This window comes from Acidaminococcus fermentans DSM 20731 (assembly GCF_000025305.1).
GTDB lineage: Bacteria > Bacillota > Negativicutes > Acidaminococcales > Acidaminococcaceae > Acidaminococcus > Acidaminococcus fermentans.
Window position 1 is genome coordinate 493,778 of sequence record NC_013740.1, and the last position, 18,196, is coordinate 511,973.

General features: G+C 57.8%; 20 protein-coding genes. 16 read left to right on the forward strand and 4 right to left on the reverse strand.

Annotated features, from left to right (window positions below):
* The first annotated feature begins 3 nt into the window (after positions 1 to 3).
* The 3 genes from citX (at position 4) to ACFER_RS02190 (ending at position 3,595) form a co-directional block, all read left to right on the forward strand.
* On the forward strand, positions 4 to 1,392 hold the full coding sequence (gene citX, locus ACFER_RS02180; protein WP_012937805.1) for a citrate lyase holo-[acyl-carrier protein] synthase: 1,389 nt from the start codon (positions 4 to 6) through the stop codon (positions 1,390 to 1,392).
* Positions 1,393 to 1,848: 456 nt separating this feature from the next.
* The gene (locus ACFER_RS02185; protein WP_012937806.1) at positions 1,849 to 3,327 is read left to right on the forward strand and encodes a putative sulfate exporter family transporter; all 1,479 of its coding nucleotides are present in this window, start codon (positions 1,849 to 1,851) and stop codon (positions 3,325 to 3,327) included.
* Positions 3,328 to 3,373: 46 nt separating this feature from the next.
* On the forward strand, positions 3,374 to 3,595 hold the full coding sequence (locus ACFER_RS02190) for a hypothetical protein (protein ID WP_012937807.1): 222 nt from the start codon (positions 3,374 to 3,376) through the stop codon (positions 3,593 to 3,595).
* Between the two features lie 38 nt (positions 3,596 to 3,633).
* Here the strand turns inward: ACFER_RS02190 and sdaAA are convergent, their stop codons facing one another.
* The 3 genes from sdaAA to ACFER_RS02205 all read right to left on the reverse strand — a co-directional run bounded on the left by sdaAA (position 3,634) and on the right by ACFER_RS02205 (position 6,596).
* Positions 3,634 to 4,518, reverse strand: coding sequence for an L-serine ammonia-lyase, iron-sulfur-dependent, subunit alpha (sdaAA, locus tag ACFER_RS02195; RefSeq protein WP_012937808.1), 885 nt, complete (start codon positions 4,516 to 4,518; stop codon positions 3,634 to 3,636).
* Positions 4,519 to 4,529: 11 nt separating this feature from the next.
* Positions 4,530 to 5,195: an L-serine ammonia-lyase, iron-sulfur-dependent subunit beta gene (sdaAB, locus tag ACFER_RS02200; RefSeq protein ID WP_012937809.1), complete on the reverse strand. Its 666-nt coding sequence runs from the start codon at positions 5,193 to 5,195 to the stop codon at positions 4,530 to 4,532.
* Positions 5,196 to 5,405: 210 nt separating this feature from the next.
* Positions 5,406 to 6,596 carry a dicarboxylate/amino acid:cation symporter gene (locus ACFER_RS02205; RefSeq protein ID WP_012937810.1) on the reverse strand — a complete coding sequence of 397 codons (1,191 nt, stop codon included), beginning with the start codon at positions 6,594 to 6,596 and terminating at the stop codon, positions 5,406 to 5,408.
* Positions 6,597 to 6,762: 166 nt separating this feature from the next.
* Between ACFER_RS02205 and ACFER_RS02210 the strand changes: the two genes are divergently transcribed.
* The 11 genes from ACFER_RS02210 to ACFER_RS02260 all read left to right on the forward strand — a co-directional run bounded on the left by ACFER_RS02210 (position 6,763) and on the right by ACFER_RS02260 (position 15,478).
* Entirely contained in the window at positions 6,763 to 7,722 is a 960-nt protein-coding gene (locus ACFER_RS02210) for a LysR family transcriptional regulator (RefSeq protein ID WP_012937811.1), read from the forward strand.
* Between the two features lie 58 nt (positions 7,723 to 7,780).
* Positions 7,781 to 7,987, forward strand: coding sequence for a 50S ribosomal protein L31 (rpmE, locus tag ACFER_RS02215; RefSeq protein WP_012937812.1), 207 nt, complete (start codon positions 7,781 to 7,783; stop codon positions 7,985 to 7,987).
* Positions 7,988 to 8,059: 72 nt separating this feature from the next.
* Positions 8,060 to 8,944, forward strand: a complete 885-nt coding sequence (locus tag ACFER_RS02220) for a DUF1385 domain-containing protein (RefSeq protein WP_012937813.1) — start codon at positions 8,060 to 8,062, stop codon at positions 8,942 to 8,944.
* Between the two features lie 12 nt (positions 8,945 to 8,956).
* On the forward strand, positions 8,957 to 10,033 hold the full coding sequence (gene prfA, locus ACFER_RS02225) for a peptide chain release factor 1 (protein WP_012937814.1): 1,077 nt from the start codon (positions 8,957 to 8,959) through the stop codon (positions 10,031 to 10,033).
* A 1-nt stretch (position 10,034) separates the two neighbouring features.
* A complete protein-coding gene (prmC, locus tag ACFER_RS02230) occupies positions 10,035 to 10,943 on the forward strand; it encodes a peptide chain release factor N(5)-glutamine methyltransferase (protein WP_012937815.1) in 909 nt (302 codons plus the stop codon).
* Complete coding sequence (locus ACFER_RS02235) at positions 10,909 to 12,015, forward strand: L-threonylcarbamoyladenylate synthase (protein WP_012937816.1); 1,107 nt, start codon at positions 10,909 to 10,911, stop codon at positions 12,013 to 12,015. Before prmC ends, ACFER_RS02235 begins: the two co-directional genes overlap by 35 nt.
* Before the next feature lie 67 nt (positions 12,016 to 12,082).
* Positions 12,083 to 12,520, forward strand: coding sequence for a ribose 5-phosphate isomerase B (gene rpiB, locus ACFER_RS02240; protein WP_012937817.1), 438 nt, complete (start codon positions 12,083 to 12,085; stop codon positions 12,518 to 12,520).
* Between the two features lie 9 nt (positions 12,521 to 12,529).
* On the forward strand, positions 12,530 to 13,072 hold the full coding sequence (locus ACFER_RS02245) for a TIGR01440 family protein (RefSeq protein WP_012937818.1): 543 nt from the start codon (positions 12,530 to 12,532) through the stop codon (positions 13,070 to 13,072).
* Positions 13,073 to 13,125: 53 nt separating this feature from the next.
* Positions 13,126 to 14,373 (forward strand): serine hydroxymethyltransferase, encoded by a 1,248-nt coding sequence (gene glyA, locus ACFER_RS02250; RefSeq protein WP_012937819.1) that lies wholly within the window; start codon positions 13,126 to 13,128, stop codon positions 14,371 to 14,373.
* A gap of 22 nt (positions 14,374 to 14,395) precedes the next feature.
* The gene (gene upp / locus ACFER_RS02255) at positions 14,396 to 15,022 is read left to right on the forward strand and encodes a uracil phosphoribosyltransferase (protein WP_012937820.1); all 627 of its coding nucleotides are present in this window, start codon (positions 14,396 to 14,398) and stop codon (positions 15,020 to 15,022) included.
* Positions 15,023 to 15,025: 3 nt separating this feature from the next.
* A complete protein-coding gene (locus tag ACFER_RS02260) occupies positions 15,026 to 15,478 on the forward strand; it encodes a deoxycytidylate deaminase (RefSeq protein WP_012937821.1) in 453 nt (150 codons plus the stop codon).
* A gap of 51 nt (positions 15,479 to 15,529) precedes the next feature.
* Here ACFER_RS02260 and fliB read toward each other — a convergent pair whose 3' ends face one another.
* Entirely contained in the window at positions 15,530 to 16,402 is an 873-nt protein-coding gene (gene fliB, locus ACFER_RS02265; protein WP_012937822.1) for a flagellin lysine-N-methylase, read from the reverse strand.
* A gap of 158 nt (positions 16,403 to 16,560) precedes the next feature.
* On the opposite strand from fliB, the gene ACFER_RS02270 reads away from it, so the two are divergent.
* Together ACFER_RS02270 and ACFER_RS02275 are read left to right on the forward strand one after the other, a co-directional pair.
* Positions 16,561 to 17,541 carry a 4Fe-4S cluster-binding domain-containing protein gene (locus ACFER_RS02270; protein ID WP_012937823.1) on the forward strand — a complete coding sequence of 327 codons (981 nt, stop codon included), beginning with the start codon at positions 16,561 to 16,563 and terminating at the stop codon, positions 17,539 to 17,541.
* An 83-nt stretch (positions 17,542 to 17,624) separates the two neighbouring features.
* Positions 17,625 to 18,191: a chorismate mutase gene (locus ACFER_RS02275; RefSeq protein WP_012937824.1), complete on the forward strand. Its 567-nt coding sequence runs from the start codon at positions 17,625 to 17,627 to the stop codon at positions 18,189 to 18,191.
* The last annotated feature ends 5 nt before the right edge of the window (positions 18,192 to 18,196 follow it).

Genomic DNA, 18,196 nt, shown 5'->3' on the forward strand with positions numbered 1-18,196 from the left:
ATTATGAAAGAACCTGTAATCCGTCTGGCAGGCCCTGCTGTGGAAGTGCCGGACATGCTCCTGGCCCGGGACGGCCGGGCGGCAGCCCAGAAAAAGCTCCTGGAACGGTATCATCGTCCCCTGCTGTTCTTCACCCAGAACATCCCGGGACCGGTGAAGACGTCCGTCCTGATCCATCTGGGATTCCTGGAAGGGATCCGTCGGCTGGAAAAAGCCCTGGAGAAAGCCGGGATCCCCATCCTGTTCCAGAAAACCATTGAATGGAAAACCGGCTATGAAAAATATTATGTGCTGGACGGGAACGCCCTGGCCATCAAGAAAATCGCCTGCGCCATAGAGGGACAGGACCGGCTGGGCCGTCTCTACGACATGGATGTACTGGCGGAAGACGGACACAAGATTTCCCGGACGGACATCGGGCTCCCCGGGCGGCTGTGCCTGATATGTTCCCAGCCGGCCCAGGCCTGTGCCCGGAGCCGGAAGCACAGTGTGCCGGTACTGGTGCGGAACGTGCACCGGGTGCTGGGGGATTTCCTCATGGACCGGGTGGAGGACGCCCTGCGCCAGGGCCTCCAGGGGGAAGTGGACGCCACCCCCAAACCGGGACTGGTGGACCGGGACAATCCGGGAGCCCACCGGGATATGGACTGGCATACCTTTGCCCGGAGCACCGATGCCATTGTGCCTCATCTCCGGCAGATGGGAGAAAAAGGCTGGGACTGGGAAGGCACGGGAGAAGCGCTGTTCGCGGCTCTGCGGCCCATGGGGGCGGCAGCCGAAAAGGCCATGTTCCGGGCTACGGGCAATGTGAATACCCACAAGGGCATCATCTTTTCCCTGGGCCTGGTGACCAGCTTCACCCTCTGGCATCTGGCCCGGACAGGGAAAGTGGAAAGCGAAGCTGTGCTCCGGGAAATCGGGGAAGCGGTAACCCCTCTCCTGGAAAGGGATTTTGCCAGAATCGACCGGTATCATCCCCATACCCATGGGGAAGTGCTGTATGTGGAGCAGGGTTGCCGGGGGATCCGGGGCGAAGCCATGGACGGATTCCCGGCAGTGGCCCGGATCGCCCTGCCGGCTCTGCGCCGGTTCCGGCAGGAAGGACGTCCGGACAATGAGGCCTATATCCAGACCCTGCTGCTGCTCCTGAGCCAGGTGGAAGACACCAACATCCTGAGCCGGTCCGATGCCGCCACCCTCCGGCAGGCCCAGGAAGAAGCCCGGGCCGTATTGGACCGGGGCGGTGCCTTCACCCCGGAAGGGATCCAGGCGGTGTGGGATCTGAACGCAAGCTTCGTGGAGAAGAACATCAGCCCCGGCGGCTGTGCCGATCTGCTGATCCTGGCCATCTTCCTGGAGAAGATGGAGGGGCTGGGTCCAGCTGACCGTTGACTGCTGACAAAAATGGACCGTAAAAAAATGAGAAATCATTTTTTTACGGCCCATTTTTTTCTTGACAAATCCCCACCAATTAACTATACTTTCCCTATGCAGAAAAATGCATATTGAAATCATAGGAATTACAAATCTGGAAATGGGGAGAAGAAATCATGGGAATTCTGAACATGTGCTGCTGTTGTTGCCGAATGTGCAGCCACAGCGGAACGGGAGGCCGGTAACCGGCATCCGGACAAGTGAAAAGACTGCACAGAAAATCATCCGCAGCGGAGGGACTGGCCCCTGGGAAGCTGCCGCCGATGGAACATGGTTCCGATGGTGCTGCCAGCGGGAAATAGCCCGGCAGATGAGTCTGTGCAGACCCATGGTTGATTCTTTTGCGCGCCATCTGTCGGACAGGTGGCGCATTTTTTACGCCTCCTGAAAAAAATGCAGATGAGGTGGTTCATGATGACAAACGAAAAAACGATTCCGGCGGTCCGTCCCACAGGACTGCTGGGCAGCGAAGACTGGTGGGCGGTATGGCTGGGCCTGTTCATTACCCTGTTGGGCCTGGGGAAAATCTGGGGCTTTGACCTGCTGGGCTGGGCCGCCACTTTCGGGGTGTGGATCGATCCCGCCAAGGCGGTGGGCACCGGATCCAAGGCCTATGCCTGGCTGGGCAGCGCCGGAGCGCTGGCGGCCACCTGGCTGTTCACCCTGGGGGTCACTTCCCTGGGCGCCCATTTCATGAAGGCGGATGTGAAGAAGTTCGCCGGGGGATTCTCCGTGATCTACTGGATCACCATCCTGTCCAACATCCTGGGGAATTACGCCTATCTGGCCGCCACCCCCAACAAACGGGAAGCCTTCCACATCGGCTGGTCCCTGAGCCTGGGGGAACTGGGCTTTGTGTTCGCCCTGCTGGCCGGACTGGTGATCGGCAACTTCTTCCCGGGTCTGGCCCGGTACCTGTCCCATGCGGCCAAACCGGAGTGGTACATTAAAACCGGCATCGTGATCCTGGGGGCCAACATCGGGATCCAGGCCATCAGTGCCCTGGGCCTGGCCAGCACCGTCATCCTCCGGGGGCTGTGCGCTGTGGTGGAAGCCTATCTGATCTACTGGCCGGTGGTGTATTTTGTGGCCCGGAAATTCTTCAAATTCACGCCGGAATGGGCCGCTCCCATGGCTTCCGGCATCTCCATCTGCGGGGTGGCTGCCGCCATTGCCACCGGCAGCGCCATCAAGGCCCGGCAGATCATCCCCACCATCCTGGCGTCGGTGATCATTGTCTTCGTGGCGGTTGAACTGCTGATCCTGCCCTTTGCCGCCGCCTATTTCCTGCCGGGGGATCCCATGGTGGCCGGCTCCTGGCTGGGGCTGGTGGTGAAAAGTGACGGCGGGGCCGTGGCCTCCGGGGCCATTGCCGACAGCCTGATCCGCAGCCGTGCCCTGGAACTGTTCGGAGTCCGCTACCAGGAAGGCTGGATCCTCATGGCCGCCACCACTTCCAAGGTATTCATCGACATTTTCATCGGTGTATGGTCCTTTATCCTGGCGGTGGTCTGGTCCGTATACCATCTGAACGACCCCAAGGCAGCTGCCGGCAGCGGCAGGGTTTCCAAAGGGGAAATCTGGAACCGGTTCCCCAAATTCATCCTGGGCTTCGTCCTGGCCCTGGTGGGGATCTTCCTGGCCGGCTGGGCCCATCCCTCCATTGTGGCCGGCGCCAAAGCCGGTGCCGGGCAGGCCAACCTGCTCCGGGCGGTGTTCTTCGGTCTCTGCTTCTTCTCCATCGGTCTGGTGACCAATGTGCGGAAACTGTGGAAGGCCGGCCTGAGCCGGGTAATCGGGGTGTATTCCGTTGCCCTGGCCGGATTCATCATCTGGGTGGGGCTGGGCATTTCCTACATTTTCTATCATGGCATCCTGCCGCCCACCCTGTAAGGAAGGGTTGAAAGTCCCATTCTGTCCAAGAAAGAAGGTATATAATATGGAAAGCGAAATTTTGACCAATGTCCATTCCACGGCGGACCAGTATTATGAAAAACAGGTGGTCCGTCCCACCGGGGCCCGGGTCCACGCTGCCGAGCTGGACGCCGACGAAGAAGAATACTTCCCCCTCCAGCCCATCGAGAAAAAACTCTGCGCCTGGTCCCTGGGAGTGGGGCTGACCCTGATGGCGGTGTTTATTGGAGTGTTTGAGAGAATATGAAAAAAAGGGGCTGTTGCATGCGCAACAGCTCCCCTTTTTTATTCCTTCCCAAACACCTTTTCCTTCAGCTTTATCCCCGTTTTGGTGACGGCCAGGCCGCCTCCGGCAGTTTCCCGGAGAGAGGCGGGGAGAGCATTGCCCACGGCCCGCATGGCTTCCACACATTCATCCACGGGAATGCAGGAGCGGATCCCGGCCAGGGCCATATCCGCTGCGGAGAAGGCGATGACCACCCCGCTGGCATTCCGTTTGATGCAGGGGATTTCCACCAGTCCGGCCACCGGGTCGCAGACCAGGCCTAGCTGGTTGGCGATGGCCATGGCACAGGCATCGGCAGCCTGCTGGGGCGTCCCCCCGGCCAGTTCCACCAGGGCTGCTGCTGCCATGCCGGAAGCGCTGCCGCATTCTGCCTGGCAGCCGCCCTGGGCACCGGCGATGCAGGCGTTCTGGGCGATGACCATGCCGAAAGCACCGGCGGTGAAGATGGACATGATCACATCTTTCCGGTCCATGCCCTTTTCTTCCATCATGGTCAGGAGACAGCCGGGGAGGATGCCGCAGCTGCCGGCGGTGGGGGTGGCCACGATCCGGCCCATGGAGGCATTGCAGCCGGCCACGGACAGGGCCCGGGCAATGGCGTGGTCAATGATGGTGCCGGACAGGCCTCCCTGGGTCCGTGCCGCATAGTCGTTCATTTTCCAGCCTTCTCCGCCGGTGAGTCCGGAAGTGGAGCGCTGGTCTTTCTTTTCTCCGAATTTTACTGCATCGGCCATTACGTCCAGATCAGTGGACATTTTGTCGAACAGTTCTTCCGGACGTTGTTCCATGGATTCTGCCTGGTCCGCCAGGACCAGTTCACTGATTTTTTTTCCGCTTTTTTCTGCGGCTTCCACCAGTTCAGCAATGGATGTATAGGTAAACATAAGATTCCTCCTCAAATAGCCCGGATCAGGACCACGTTGGTCACGTACTGGACGGAACGGATGGTTTCGATCACGTCCGCCGGGGGCATCCCGTCGATTTCAATGGTCATCATGGCAATGCCGCCTTTCACCGGACGGGACAGCTTGAAGTTGGCGATGTTCACGTCCTTGTGTTTCTGCCACATGATGTTGGTCACCGCGGCAATGACCCCCGGACGGTCGTAGTGGGGCACCAGGATGGTATTCCGTTCTCCGGTGAAGTCCACTTTCATGCCGTCCACATAGTCCACCCGGATGTTGCCGCCGCCGATGCTGGCCCCCTGGACCGTATGCTGGCTGCCGTCTTCACAGGTTACCTGGATCCGGGCGGTGTTGGGATGGGTATTGGGGATGTCCGTGGGGATGTATGTATAATGGATGCCTTTTTTGTCGGCAATGGAGAAGATGCTGCGGATTTCTTCCGAATAGCTGTGGTAGCCCAGGATCCCGGCCAGCAGGGCCTTGTCGGTGCCATGACCCTTGTAGGTCTTGGCAAAGGAACCGGACAGTTCGATCCGGATGTCCCTGGGCTCGCTCTGGAGCAGTTTGTTGGCCACCCGTCCCAGACGGACGGCACCGGCTGTATGGGAACTGGAGGGACCGATCATCACCGGCCCGATGATATCAAATATATTCATGGGAAACCTCCTGAAAAATAGATAGAAAAAACGTCCCAGTCTCCTTTTCCGACCAAAACCGGAGCAGGGGGAAGAAGTCAGGGAAAAGGGGATTGCAATAGGAAGGATTGACTTGTTTTTCCCTGACAACTATACCCATGGTGCCTGAAACTTGTCAAGCAGACAGCTGCAGATGGGGATCAGATGGAGATGGAACGCTTTTGGCAGAAATTATTTTTTGATCCAGGTTTTGTAGATCTTGTCCACAATCACCGCAATGGCGTTGTCCCCGGATACGTTGCAGGCAGTCCCGAAGGAATCCTGGGTAATGTACAGGGCCACCATCAGGGCGCAGATGGGACCATTGGGGTCTCCCTGTTCTTTCCCGAAGATCATCCACAGGAAGGGCAGGGCCGTCATGATGGATCCGCCGGGAGCACCCGGAGAAGCCACCATGGCAACGCCCAGGGTCATAATGAAGGGGATGACCGTGCCCAGGTGGATGGGGATCTGGTACATGAGACAGACCGCCGTGGCACAAGCAGTAATGGTGATCATGGAACCGCACATGTGGATGTTGGCGCACAGAGGAATCACGAAGTTGCGGATCTGTTCGCAGACCCCGTCAGCCTTGGAGCATTCCAGGTTGACCGGAATGGTGGCTGCGGAAGACTGGGTCCCCAGGGCGGTGGTATAGCCCGGGATCTGGTTCTTCATCAGGGTGAAGGGGTTTTTCCCGCTGAAGGAACCGGCAATCATGAACTGGACAAACAACAAGATCAGATGCATGGCGATGACCACCAGGAAAACTTTCCAGAGTACACTCAGGATCACGAAGGTCTTGCCGGAACGGGTCATGTCCACAAAAGTGCCGCAAATGTACAGGGGCAGGAAGGGGACGATGGCGTGGGTCAGGACCTGGTCGATAATCTTGGAGAAATCCTTGAAGCCGTTGTACAGGGTGTCGCCGATTTCCTTGCCCCGGAGGGAGGACAGGCACAGGCCGATGATGAAAGCCAGCACCACGGCGGAGATGGTGTCCAGGATGGGCGGGATCGTAATGGAGAAGAAGGGCGGCAGGCTCTTGCCGGCGGTCTTGGCCAGTTCATCCAGCACCCCGGCGCTGATAAAGGACGGGAAAAGGGTGTCAGCCACCGTGAAGGAGAAGGTGCCTCCCACCAGGGTGGAACCGTAGGCGATGACGGCAGTAATCAGGAGCAGTTTCCCTGCTCCCTGGGACAGATCGGCGATCCCCATGGTCACGTAGGCCAGGATCATCAAAGGAATGACGAATTTCAGGAAATTGCTGAAGATGCCGGAAAGGGTAACGACGGTGCGGCAGATATCTTCCGGCAGATACTGTCCAATAAGGATACCGATAATGATGGCAATGATGATTTTTGGTACAAGACCGAGTTTCATGAAAATGTAACCTCCCCTGAACTTGACAAACCCTGTCCCGCCGGCTGGGAGATCACGTTTGACTTTTCTGTTTATTCAGTGTACTATGGTTGTGCTCATAAAGCAAATTAATAAACTCGATTTAATCGATGAAAATTTCTCATAATTGAAAAAGGCGGTTGACAGAATGGAACTAAGAGAATTAAAAAGCTTTCTGAAAATTATGGAAGTGCAAAGTTTTTCCAGGGCGGCGAAGGAATTGGGATACTCACAGTCCGCTCTGAGTGTACAAATACATTCTCTGGAAAGTGAACTGGGGGTCCGGCTCTTTGACCGGCTGGGCAGGCAGGTGGTCCTGACACCCCCGGGCAGGGAACTGGCCCGCCGGGCACTGCCCATTCTCCAGCAAGTGGAGGAAGTGGAGAACGTGATGCACAACCGGCCGCCGGCCCAGGCCCTGCGGCTGGGGATGATCGAAAGCCTGTGCAAGGCCCACATGTCCCGGGTGATGGAGTATGCGGCCCGGAACCTGCCGGATCTCCACATTACGATTACCATTGATTCCCCCAGTGTGCTGCTGGATGCCCTGAACCACAACAAGGTGGATCTGGTGTATGTGCTGGACAAACCTTTATTTGATGTAAAATGGGTGAAAGTGTTCCAGAAACGGGAAAACATCGTGTTTGTCTGTTCCCAGGATTCGCCCCTGGCCCGGAAAAAGGAAGTGGAGCTGGAAGAAGTGATCCGGCAGCCTTTTTTCCTGACGGAAAAGGAGGACAATTACCGGCTGAGTCTGGATCAGCATCTGGCGGCCCGGCAGTGTGCCCTGGAGCCTTTATTGGAAGTCAGTGACACCGGGTTCATCCTGGACATGGTCCAACGGAATCTGGGACTGTCCTTCCTGCCCCAGTACGTGGTGGAAAACAGTCTGTGGCAGGACCGGCTCCATATCCTCCGGGTACGGGATTTCCGTATGCACATGTACCGGCAGCTGTTCTACCACAAGGACAAATGGCTGACCCAGGCCATGAAAGTATTCCTTCAGCTGGCTGTCCGGGAAAATCCTCCGGAAGACGGGGAGAAAATCCCCGATTTTTCCGGAAATCCGGAGGAGGACCCTTGCACGGAAGGGGGGAGTATGATATAATTGTCAAGCGTTAATGTCGGGATATATTAATGCAATTTCAGAAAGAGGTGTTTCAGGAATGAAAAAGGGAATCCATCCTAACTACGGTGAATGCACCGTGATTTGTGGCTGTGGGAATACATTCAAAACTGGCAGTGTGAAAAAGGAACTGCGCGTGGACGTTTGCTCCAAATGCCATCCTTTCTTCACTGGTAAACAGCGTGATATGTCTGCCAGAGGCCGGATCGAAAAATTCAACAAACGGTACGGCAAAGACGCAAAATAAAAAATGCGCATGAACAGGGAGTGACTTGCAGACATTGCAGCACTCCTTTTCTTGTATCCGGGGAGTCATGGTATGACCAAAAAATTAAGTGTCGGTGGCCAGGCGGTCATCGAGGGAGTGATGATGCGGGGACCGGGGAAGCTTGCCGTGGCGGTGCGGAAACCCAACGGGGAAATCACCGTGGACCTGAAGGACGCCGGGAGCGTCAGCGACCGGTACCCCATTCTGAAGAAGCCCTTTCTCCGGGGCGTGGTGTCCCTGGTGGAATCCCTGAGCTACGGGATGAAGGCCCTGTCTTTTTCCGCCCAGGCTTCCGGGGAGGAAGAAGAGGGCGAAGAGAGCATGAGCAGTCTGGAACTGGCGGGGACCATTGCCGTTTCCGTGGGGCTGGCGGTGCTGCTGTTCGTGGTGCTGCCCACGGGGGCCATGAAGCTGCTCCAGAATGAGGGGTTCAGTCCCATGGTGCTGAATCTGTGTGAAGGCCTGCTGAGGCTGGGAATCTTCCTGCTGTACATCTGGGGGATTTCCCGGCAGAAGGATATCCAGCGGGTGTTCCAGTACCACGGGGCGGAACACAAGACCATCTATACCTATGAACACGGGCTGCCCCTGCGGGTGGAGAACGTGCGGCCCTTTTCCACTCTCCATCCCCGGTGCGGCACCAATTTCCTGATGATCGTCATGCTCATCAGCATTTTCATCTTTACTTTCCTGGGCTGGCCCAGCCTGTGGGAGCGGATCCTGTCCCGGATCCTGCTGATGCCGGTAGTGGCGGGCATCAGCTACGAAATCATCCGGTTCGCCGGGAAGCATATGGAAAAACCCTGGGTCCGGGCAGCCATCCTGCCGGGCCTGGCGCTCCAGAAACTGACCACCCGCCAGCCGGACGACGACCAGATCGAAGTGGCCATCGCTTCCCTGAAAGCGGTGCTGCCGCCGGAAGAAATCATTGAATAACGGGGAATCATTATGTTTGAGAATTTGGACAAACTCCAGGATCTGGAAGACCGGTACCTGGACCTGGAAGCCAAGATCAGCGATCCGGAGGTGATCGCCCGGCAGGAGGAATGGCTGAAATACACCAAAGCCCATGCCAAACTGACGGAAATCGTCACGGTATACCGGGAATACAAGAAACTGGTGGACACCTGGAAGGACGATGAAGCCATTGTCAAAGCCCGGGAAGACCAGGAACTGACCGCCATGGCGGAAGAGGAAATGCAGGAACTCCAGCCCCGGCTGGAAGCCTATGAAGAAAAGCTGACCCTGCTGCTGCTGCCCAGGGACCCCAATGATGAAAAGAACATCATCATGGAAATCCGGGCCGGAGCCGGCGGGGACGAAGCGGCCCTGTTTGCCGGGGACCTGTTCCGGATGTACACCCGGTATGCGGAGCAGAAGGGGTGGAAGGTGGAACTGATGGATTCCAGTCCCACGGGCCTGGGGGGCTTCAAGGAAGTGGTATTTATGGTGTCCGGCACCGACGTGTACAGCCATATGAAATTCGAAAGCGGCGTGCACCGGGTCCAGCGGGTGCCGGATACGGAATCCCAGGGCCGGGTCCATACCTCCACGGTGACGGTGGCGGTGATGCCGGAAGCCCAGGAAGTGGACATTGAACTGAATCCGGCGGATATCCGGGTGGATACCTACCGGGCCGGCGGAGCCGGGGGCCAGTACGTGAACAAGACGGAAAGCGCCGTGCGGATGACCCACATCCCCACCGGCATCGTGGCTCAGTGCCAGGATGAAAAATCCCAGGCCAAGAACCGGGAAAAGTGCCTGCGGGTGCTCCGGTCCCGGATACTGGAAGCGGAGCAGGAAAAACAGCGGGCTGCCACGGCTGCGGAACGGAAAAGCCAGGTGGGGACCGGGGACCGGAGTGAACGGATCCGGACCTACAATTATCCCCAGGGGCGGGTCACCGACCACCGGATCGGGCTCACCCTCCACAAGCTGCCGGACATCATCAACGGAGATCTGGATGAGCTCCTGGATGCCCTGATGATGGCGGAACAGGCCAAAAAACTCCAGCAGGTGAAATAAGATGCAGGAACAAAAAACCGTTTGGACCATATTGAAAATCCTTCAGTGGACCCAGCAGTACTTCCAGTCCAAAGGCGTGGAAAATCCGCGCCTGGATGCGGAAGTGCTGCTTTGTGCTGTGCTGGACAAGAGCCGGATCCAGCTGTACACCAATTTTGATGAGCCCCTGGAAGAACAGGAACTGAAACAGTACCGGGGCTATGTGGCCCGGCGGGCAGCCAGGGAACCGGTGGCCTACATCCTGGGACACAAGGGGTTCCTCCAGTATGATTTCAAGGTGACAAAAGACACCCTGATCCCCCGACCGGAAACAGAGCTCCTGGTGGAACAGCTGGTGAGCCTGAACCGGGACCGGGGACCGGTACGGATCCTGGATCTGGGCTGCGGCAGCGGGGCCATCATCGATTCCCTGCTGGCGGAACTGCCGGAAGCCCGGGGCATGGGCGTAGATATCAGTCCAGGGGCGGCAGCGGTGACCCGGGAAAATGCCCAAAGCCTCGGGGTGGGGGACCGGCTGGAAACGGTGGTGTCCGATCTCTACGAAAAAGTGCCCCGGGAGGAAAAATTCCAGGTGCTGGTCTCCAACCCGCCCTACATTCCGGAAGGGGATCTGGCCGGGCTCCAGGCGGAAGTCCACCGGGAACCCCGGCGGGCCCTGGACGGAGGCCGGGACGGACTGGATTTTTACCGGCGGATCCTCCGGGATCTGTGGTCGTATCTGGATCCGGAAGGGATGGCCGCTTTTGAAATCGGCCAGGGCCAGGGAGAAGATGTGGCCCGTCTGTGCCGGGAAGCCGGCCTTGACTGTGTGAAAGTACGGAAAGATTATGGGGACATGGACCGGATGGTCTTTGCCGCCAAAGGGGGTACGGTCTATGGAAACGCAATACTGGAAATTAAAGGACGATGAACCACTGGAGGCCCAGCTGGCCCCGGCGGCCCGCCTGCTGCAGCAGGGGGAAGTGGTGGCCTTCCCCACGGAGACGGTGTACGGTCTGGGGGCGGACGGCCTGAACGGGGAGGCCTGCCGGAAGATCTTTGCCGCCAAGGGACGGCCGGCGGACAATCCGCTGATCCTCCACATCAGTGAAAAGGAAGAAATCCTGCCTCTCACTTCTGGTCTTTCTCCCATGGCGGAAAAACTCATGGAAGCCTTCTGGCCCGGTCCTATGACCCTGATTGTGCCCAAGTCGGACCGGATCCCGGAGGTGGTCACCGCCGGACAGGAAACGGTGGCGGTCCGGTTCCCCAGCAATCCGGTGGCCCGGGCGCTGATCCGGCTCACCGGACGGCCTCTGGCGGCTCCCTCCGCCAACAAATCCGGGAAGCCCAGCCCCACCAACGCCCAGGATGTGCTCCAGGACATGGACGGTATCATCGGCGGCGTGGTGGACGGCGGTGCCTGTGACATCGGGGTGGAAAGCACCATCATCGATACCACCGGGACGGTGCCGGTGATCCTCCGTCCAGGGGGCATCACCGAAGAGATGATCCAGGAGGTCATGGGAGAAGTGGAACTGGATCCGGGACTGGTGCGGCCGGACCAGAAACCCAAAGCGCCGGGCATGAAGTACCGGCATTATGCCCCCAAGGCTCCCATGGTGCTCATTGAAGGACCGGAAGCCGGCCTGGGTGTGATCCGGGCGGCCATCATGGCGGAAGCCTGGGGCCTGAAAGTGGGGGTGCTGGCCCTGGATGAAACGGTCGGGCATCTGCCCCATGCCGCCCATCTGGTAATCTGCAACGCCGGAAAGGATCTGGGGGACCTGGCGGAGAACCTGTACACGGAACTCCGGGAATTCGACCGGCAGCAGGTGGACATCATCCTGGGAGAAGGGGTGTCCACCCGGGGACTGGGCCTGGCCATCATGAACCGGATGCGGAAAAGTGCCGGCCACAACATCCTGGTCTACGACCGGGGCCTGTTCCGGAAAAAAAGCGGCCAGGTGCCGGAGTTCCTGCAGGGAATGGTAATAGAGTAACAGGTGTGTTACAATAAATACGATATGCGGAGACCGCATGGTACTTTGATACAGGGAGGCAAAACTTATGAAAATCATGATCGGCTGTGATCACGGCGGTTTTGAATTGAAGGAAGTTTTGAAGAAATATCTGGCGGACAAGGGGTATGAAGTGGAAGACGCGGGAGCCTATACCCCGGACCGGGTGGATTATCCGGACTATGCCAAAAAAGTGGGAGAAGCGGTGGCTGCCGGCAAGGCGGACCAGGGCATCCTGATCTGCGGCACCGGCCTGGGCATGTCCATTGCCGCCAACAAGATCCACGGCATCCGGGCAGCGGTCTGCGGAGACTGCTACAGCGCGGAAAAAGCCCGTGAACACAACAACGCCAACATCCTGTGCCTGGGGGCACGGGTGCTGGGCACCGGCCTGGCGGAACAGATCGTGGATGCCTATCTGGGAGCTTCTTTCCTGGGCAGCTACCATACCCAGCGGGTCCAGAAGATCATGGACTTGGAGAAATAAGGTGATGGCATGAATCTGGAAGCCCTTGCACAGGAAATCGAAGAAGACGCGGAAGAACTGATCAGTGTGGCCAAGGGAAAATCCGGCCAGGTCCTGGTGGTGGGCTGCAGCAGCAGCGAGGTGCTGGGGAACAAAATCGGCACCGGCGGCTCCATGAAAGTGGCTAAGGTGCTGTACACCACCCTGCGGAAAGTGTGCCGGAAACACAAGATGATCCTGGCCGCCCAGTGCTGTGAGCATCTGAACCGGGCCCTGGTGGTGGACCAGAAAGCCATGGAAAAATTCGGCTGGCAGCAGGTGACGGTCCGTCCCATCGAGCATGCCGGCGGCGCTTTTGCCGCCACTGCGTACAATGAACTGAAGAATCCGGTGGTGGTGGAAGAAATCCAGGCGGATATGGGACTGGATATCGGCCAGACACTGATCGGCATGCACCTGAAGCGGGTGGCGGTGCCGGTGCGCCTTTCCCGGAAGAAACTGGGCAATGCGGTGCTGACGGCAGCACGGACCCGTCCGCCTCTCATCGGTGGGGAACGGGCTGTCTACAAATAAAACGGAGGGCCCCGGCCCGTTCCGTACCTATCCAACAAGGAGGAAGAAACGAGATGAACAACCAGGAACTGCGTCAGGCAGATCCTCAGATTGCCGCCGCAATCGGAGATGAATTGGGCAGACAGCGGCACAAGATCGAGCTGATTGCTTCGGAAAACTTCGTATCTCCCGCGGTGATGGAAGCCATGGGCACGGTCCTCACCAACAAGTATGCGGAAGGGTATCCCGGCCACCGGTATTATGGGGGCTGCGAATTCGTGGACAAGGTGGAAGAACTGGCCCGGCAGAGAGCCTGTGAGCTGTTCGGTGCGGAACATGCCAATGTGCAGCCCCACTGCGGTGCCAATGCCAATCTGGCGGCGTTCTTTGCCTTTGTCCAGCCGGGAGATACGGTGATGGGCATGAACCTGTCTGAAGGGGGCCATCTGTCCCACGGATCCCCGGTGAATATTTCCGGGAAATATTTCCACATCGTCCCGTATGGGGTGGATCCGGAAACGGAACGGATCGATTATGACAAACTGGAAAAGACCGCGGAAGAATGCCGGCCCAAAATGATCATCGGCGGGGCCAGCGCCTATCCCCGGATTATCGACTTTGAACGGATGGCGGCCATTGCCCACAAAGTGGGAGCCTTCCTGATGATCGATATGGCTCACATTGCCGGTCTGGTGGCAGCCGGGCTCCATCCCAGTCCGGTTCCCTATGCGGACGTGGTGACCACCACCACCCACAAGACCCTCCGGGGACCCCGGGGCGGCATGATCCTGTGCCCGGAAAAATACGCCAAACAGATCGACAAGGCAGTATTCCCCGGCACCCAGGGCGGTCCCCTGATGCACATCATCGCTGCCAAGGCGGTGGCGCTGGGTGAAGCTCTGAAACCGGAATTCAGGGATTACCAGAAACAGATCATCAAAAATGCGGCGGCCATGGCGGATGAGCTGACCAGACAGGACCTGCGGCTGGTTTCCGGCGGCACGGACAACCACCTGGTGCTGGTGGATACCCGGTCCAAGAACCTGACCGGCAAGGATGCGGAACATATGCTGGATGCCATCGGCATCACCTGCAACAAGAACACCATCCCCAATGATCCGGCCAGTCCCTTTGTGACCAGCGGCATCCGTCTGGGTGCACCGGCTGCCACCACCCGGGGATTCCTGGAAGAGGACTTCCGGGAAGTGGCCCGGATCATCGGCCTGGTGCTGAGCAATCCCGGGAAAGAAGAAGCCCAGAAGGAAGCGGCTGCCCGGGTGGCCGTCCTGTGCGACAAACATCCTCTCTATCCGAATCTGTAATTGGGAAAGGAGCCTGAAATCCATGCAAATCCATGTTGTGAACCATCCTCTGATCAAAGAAAAGATGACCCATTTGCGGGATAAAAAAACAGCTCCCCGGAACTTCCGGCGGCTGCTGGATGAAATTGCCCAGCTGTTGCTGTTTGAAGTGACCCGGGATTTGCCCATCCGGGAAGTGCCGGTGACCACACCCATTGCGGAAACCACCGGCTATGCCCTGGATATCAGCGGCATTACCGTAGTGCCCATCCTCCGGGCCGGGCTGGGCTTCCTGGACGCGGTGCTGGACCTGATCCCGGAAGCACGGGTGGGTCATATCGGCCTGACCCGGGATGAGGAAACCCTGGAACCCATCAAATATTACTGCAAGATCCCCAAGGACAAGGATGCGGAAATCATCCTTATCGATCCCATGCTGGCCACCGGCGGCAGTGCGGCAGCAGCCCTGACCATGCTGAAGGAAGAAGGATACAAACACTTCCGGTTCATGTGTCTGGTGGCCGCTCCGGAAGGGGTGGAACTGGTGAACCGGGAACATCCGGATGTTCCCATCTACACTGCAGCCCTGGATGACCATCTCAACGAGCACGGATACATCGTACCGGGCCTGGGAGATGCCGGGGACCGGGTGTTCGGGACGGTGGAATAAGCCATGGAAAGACCTGACTGGGACAGTTATTTCATGGAAATCGCAGAAGTGGTTTCCAAGCGGTCCACCTGCCTGCGGAGAAAGGTGGGAGCCGTACTGGTGAAGGACAGGCAGATCCTGGCCACCGGGTACAACGGGACCCCTAAGGGGCTGCCCCATTGTGAACAGGTGGGCTGCCTGCGGGAGAAGCTCCATGTGCCCAGCGGACAGAACCACGAACTGTGCCGGGGCATCCATGCGGAGCAGAATGCGGTGATCCAGGCGGCGGTGAACGGGGTATCCACCCTGGGGGCCACGCTGTACTGCACCCATCAGCCCTGTGTGGTATGTTCCAAGATCCTGATCAACGCCGGCATCAAGCGGATCGTCTACGCCAATCCCTATCCGGACAAACTGGCGCAGGAAATGCTCCACGCGGATACGTCCCTGGAGCTGGAAGAGTTTCATAAGAAGTGAAAAAGGGGATGTTGCACATATATTTTTCATGTGCAACATCCCTTTTTGCTGTCAGGTCTGCTGCGACAGCAGCAGACCTACATTCTCCGTATCATATTCAATCTGTTCGGACCAGCGGCGGGCGGCTTCCAGAGGATCCCCGGTGCGGGCGGCCTGGAGCAGGATGAACCGGGTGCTGTCCAGGGCGTACCGGGCCAGGAGCTCCATGCCGTATGGTTCTTCCTGATCCAGCTGCCGGTAGAAGATGAACTGGTACAGCCGGTCGAAAAAGGCCAGAGACGTTTTTTCCGTATAGGCCCGGTACCGGTCCAGAGCGGCCGGGAGATTTTCCCGGATGGCCGCCAGGTCCTTTGTCCAGGCAGCGTCAATGGGTTCCGTGGCTCCCAGGTCCCGGATGATCCGTTTCAGTTCCTCCAGGGTCAGATCCGGGGCAAAATGGAGGCTGTCTTCCGGCAGGGCTTCCAGTCCCATTTCTTCCAGCAGCTCCGGAAAGGTAAACGATTCCCCGGTTTCTTCCTGGGTGAAGTGGAGAGGGCCGGGGAGGGCGGACAGAATCTCGCAGGTCTTTTCACAGCACAGACCGGTGCCGCAGAGAATGTATTCATACACGTAGGTGAAGAACCGGGGATGGACGGTGCAGATGTCACAGAGGGCGTCTTCTCCCTGTTCTTTGATTACCCGGCAGAGACCGTCAGGATCCAGCAGGTAACAGTACCCCTCCGGATTCAGCCGGAAGTGCCAGGTACCGTCTTTTTCCCGGACCATGGCCCGGCGCAGATCGTCTCCCAGTTTTCCCGGCAGCTGACTGTAGTACGCCGCCGTATCTTCATCGATGTCGATTTCCCACACCTGGCAGCAAGTGTGGCGGCAGGCTCCTCCTTTGCAGGAAAAATCGTTGAACCCTTCCGGGATGATGGAAATCATGGAAATGCCTCCTTTTCATGGTTTTATTATACCATGGAAGTTCTTCTGAAAAAATTGGAACACTTTCACGGTTTATGGTAAAATATAAGCTAGATTCGTATGTAAAGTTTGCCTTCGGTCCCCGGTGGGGCCGGAATAGAAGTTCGAGGGGATTGACCATGATCAAGAGAGAAAAAACCGCAGTGGAAGCAGCCGTCCATCCGTACAAGACCCGCAGCGGCGGGGCCACGGTGACCGTTTTCGTGCCGTATGACTGCCGGAACCACTGCCCGTTCTGTGTGAATAAAGAAGAATATGCGGATATGACGGGGTTTTCCCTGGAAGCCATTTGCCAGAGCATCCGGAAAATGGATGCCCTGACTCCCTACTGTGATTTCGTTTTCACGGGCGGGGAACCGCTGGCCAACCTGAAAAGCCTCCAGGCGATGCTGGACCAGGTGTCCGATACCCACAAGGTGTACATCAACACCACCCTGCCGGTGAGCCGGGAACAGAGTGAAGAGGAAGTCCTGGCTTTCCTGAAAAAAAATGCGGGGAAAATCACCTGTCTGAACATTTCCCGGCACATGCAGCATTATGTGGAAGAGTCCAACGACCAGATGCTGGCCCGTCTGCCGGTCCGGTTCCGGATCAACTGCGTGCTGTACAAAAAGTATCCCAAGGATCAGCTGATTCCCTTTATGGAACGGTTCCGGAAGGTCCATGCCCCTTCCATCCAGTTCCGGTTCGACTATACGGAAACCACGCCGGAAAACCTGTATGACGAGCCTCATGACCAGATCCTCCGGGATCTGAAGCAGGTGGCCTGCTATACGGGACTGGACGGCTGCCGGATGCGCTGCGGTTTCCATTTCCGTTACAAGGATCTGGAACTGGTGTACCACAAGACCCTGCCCTACAGCACCATTGTGGAAAAGGATCCGGAGGATGGGAAGACCTATGCCATCCTGTACGATATCCTGATCAAACAGAACGGCCGGATCGATTCTGACTGGGATGGGACGGTGATGGATGTGGACGCCTATGCCCACTGCAAATTCGAACCGTACGACCTGAAATGGCTGGAACGGGTACCGGCCCGTCAGGTGGAGGAAGAAGAAGAAGCCCTGCTGGGTGCGGAACCCTGCACGGCGGTGTGAAGGAAAGGGGGTGTTGCCTTGCAGCACCCCCTTTGTTATAATGGGAAAAAATCCAGAAGCAGGGTAGGAAAGGAAGAATTGTTATGAAACTTGATCAGGTTCGTGAAAAAATCGATGCCATCGACCCCCAGATCCGTTCTCTTCTCATGGAACGGCTGGACTGCTCCAAAATGGTGGCGGAAGCCAAGCAGGAAGCCGGGGAAATCAATATTTACCGGGCGGACCGGGAACAGGCCATCCTGAAAAAACTGTCCCAGGGAGTCCCGGAAGACCGGCTGCCGGAATATCTGGCGGTGGTGCGGAAAATCATGGAGACCAGCCGGATGTACCAGTATGGCATGCTCTTTGACTGGAATCCCCAGCTGTTTGCCAAACTGGCCGAAAACATTGAAATCCGGCCCGGAGGCACCCGGGTGGTGGTCCGGCTCACCCGTCCGGATCAGCCCAACGCCATGAGCAGCATCCTGAACATGGTGGGAGATTACGGATACAATATGCAGTACATGGAACTGCTCCATTTCAACAAACCGGAAAAGACCGTGACCTTTGATCTGACCATCCTGGGAGATCTCAGCGAAACCAACATGCAGAAGCTCATGTTCCAGCTGTCCAAGGAAAGTCAGGATTTCCAGATTCTGAAGAACGAATAAGAGGC

Excerpts from the sequence above, each read along its gene's own strand:
- citX (WP_012937805.1), top strand. The coding sequence starts at position 4 with ATGAAAGAACCTGTAATCCGTCTGGCAGGCCCTGCTGTGGAAGTGCCG.
- ACFER_RS02185 (WP_012937806.1), top strand. The coding sequence starts at position 1,849 with ATGACAAACGAAAAAACGATTCCGGCGGTCCGTCCCACAGGACTGCTG.
- ACFER_RS02190 (WP_012937807.1), top strand. The coding sequence starts at position 3,374 with ATGGAAAGCGAAATTTTGACCAATGTCCATTCCACGGCGGACCAGTAT.
- sdaAA (WP_012937808.1), bottom strand. The coding sequence starts at position 4,518 with ATGTTTACCTATACATCCATTGCTGAACTGGTGGAAGCCGCAGAAAAA.
- sdaAB (WP_012937809.1), bottom strand. The coding sequence starts at position 5,195 with ATGAATATATTTGATATCATCGGGCCGGTGATGATCGGTCCCTCCAGT.
- ACFER_RS02205 (WP_012937810.1), bottom strand. The coding sequence starts at position 6,596 with ATGAAACTCGGTCTTGTACCAAAAATCATCATTGCCATCATTATCGGT.
- ACFER_RS02210 (WP_012937811.1), top strand. The coding sequence starts at position 6,763 with ATGGAACTAAGAGAATTAAAAAGCTTTCTGAAAATTATGGAAGTGCAA.
- rpmE (WP_012937812.1), top strand. The coding sequence starts at position 7,781 with ATGAAAAAGGGAATCCATCCTAACTACGGTGAATGCACCGTGATTTGT.
- ACFER_RS02220 (WP_012937813.1), top strand. The coding sequence starts at position 8,060 with ATGACCAAAAAATTAAGTGTCGGTGGCCAGGCGGTCATCGAGGGAGTG.
- prfA (WP_012937814.1), top strand. The coding sequence starts at position 8,957 with ATGTTTGAGAATTTGGACAAACTCCAGGATCTGGAAGACCGGTACCTG.
- prmC (WP_012937815.1), top strand. The coding sequence starts at position 10,035 with ATGCAGGAACAAAAAACCGTTTGGACCATATTGAAAATCCTTCAGTGG.
- ACFER_RS02235 (WP_012937816.1), top strand. The coding sequence starts at position 10,909 with ATGGAAACGCAATACTGGAAATTAAAGGACGATGAACCACTGGAGGCC.
- rpiB (WP_012937817.1), top strand. The coding sequence starts at position 12,083 with ATGAAAATCATGATCGGCTGTGATCACGGCGGTTTTGAATTGAAGGAA.
- ACFER_RS02245 (WP_012937818.1), top strand. The coding sequence starts at position 12,530 with ATGAATCTGGAAGCCCTTGCACAGGAAATCGAAGAAGACGCGGAAGAA.
- glyA (WP_012937819.1), top strand. The coding sequence starts at position 13,126 with ATGAACAACCAGGAACTGCGTCAGGCAGATCCTCAGATTGCCGCCGCA.
- upp (WP_012937820.1), top strand. The coding sequence starts at position 14,396 with ATGCAAATCCATGTTGTGAACCATCCTCTGATCAAAGAAAAGATGACC.
- ACFER_RS02260 (WP_012937821.1), top strand. The coding sequence starts at position 15,026 with ATGGAAAGACCTGACTGGGACAGTTATTTCATGGAAATCGCAGAAGTG.
- fliB (WP_012937822.1), bottom strand. The coding sequence starts at position 16,402 with ATGATTTCCATCATCCCGGAAGGGTTCAACGATTTTTCCTGCAAAGGA.
- ACFER_RS02270 (WP_012937823.1), top strand. The coding sequence starts at position 16,561 with ATGATCAAGAGAGAAAAAACCGCAGTGGAAGCAGCCGTCCATCCGTAC.
- ACFER_RS02275 (WP_012937824.1), top strand. The coding sequence starts at position 17,625 with ATGAAACTTGATCAGGTTCGTGAAAAAATCGATGCCATCGACCCCCAG.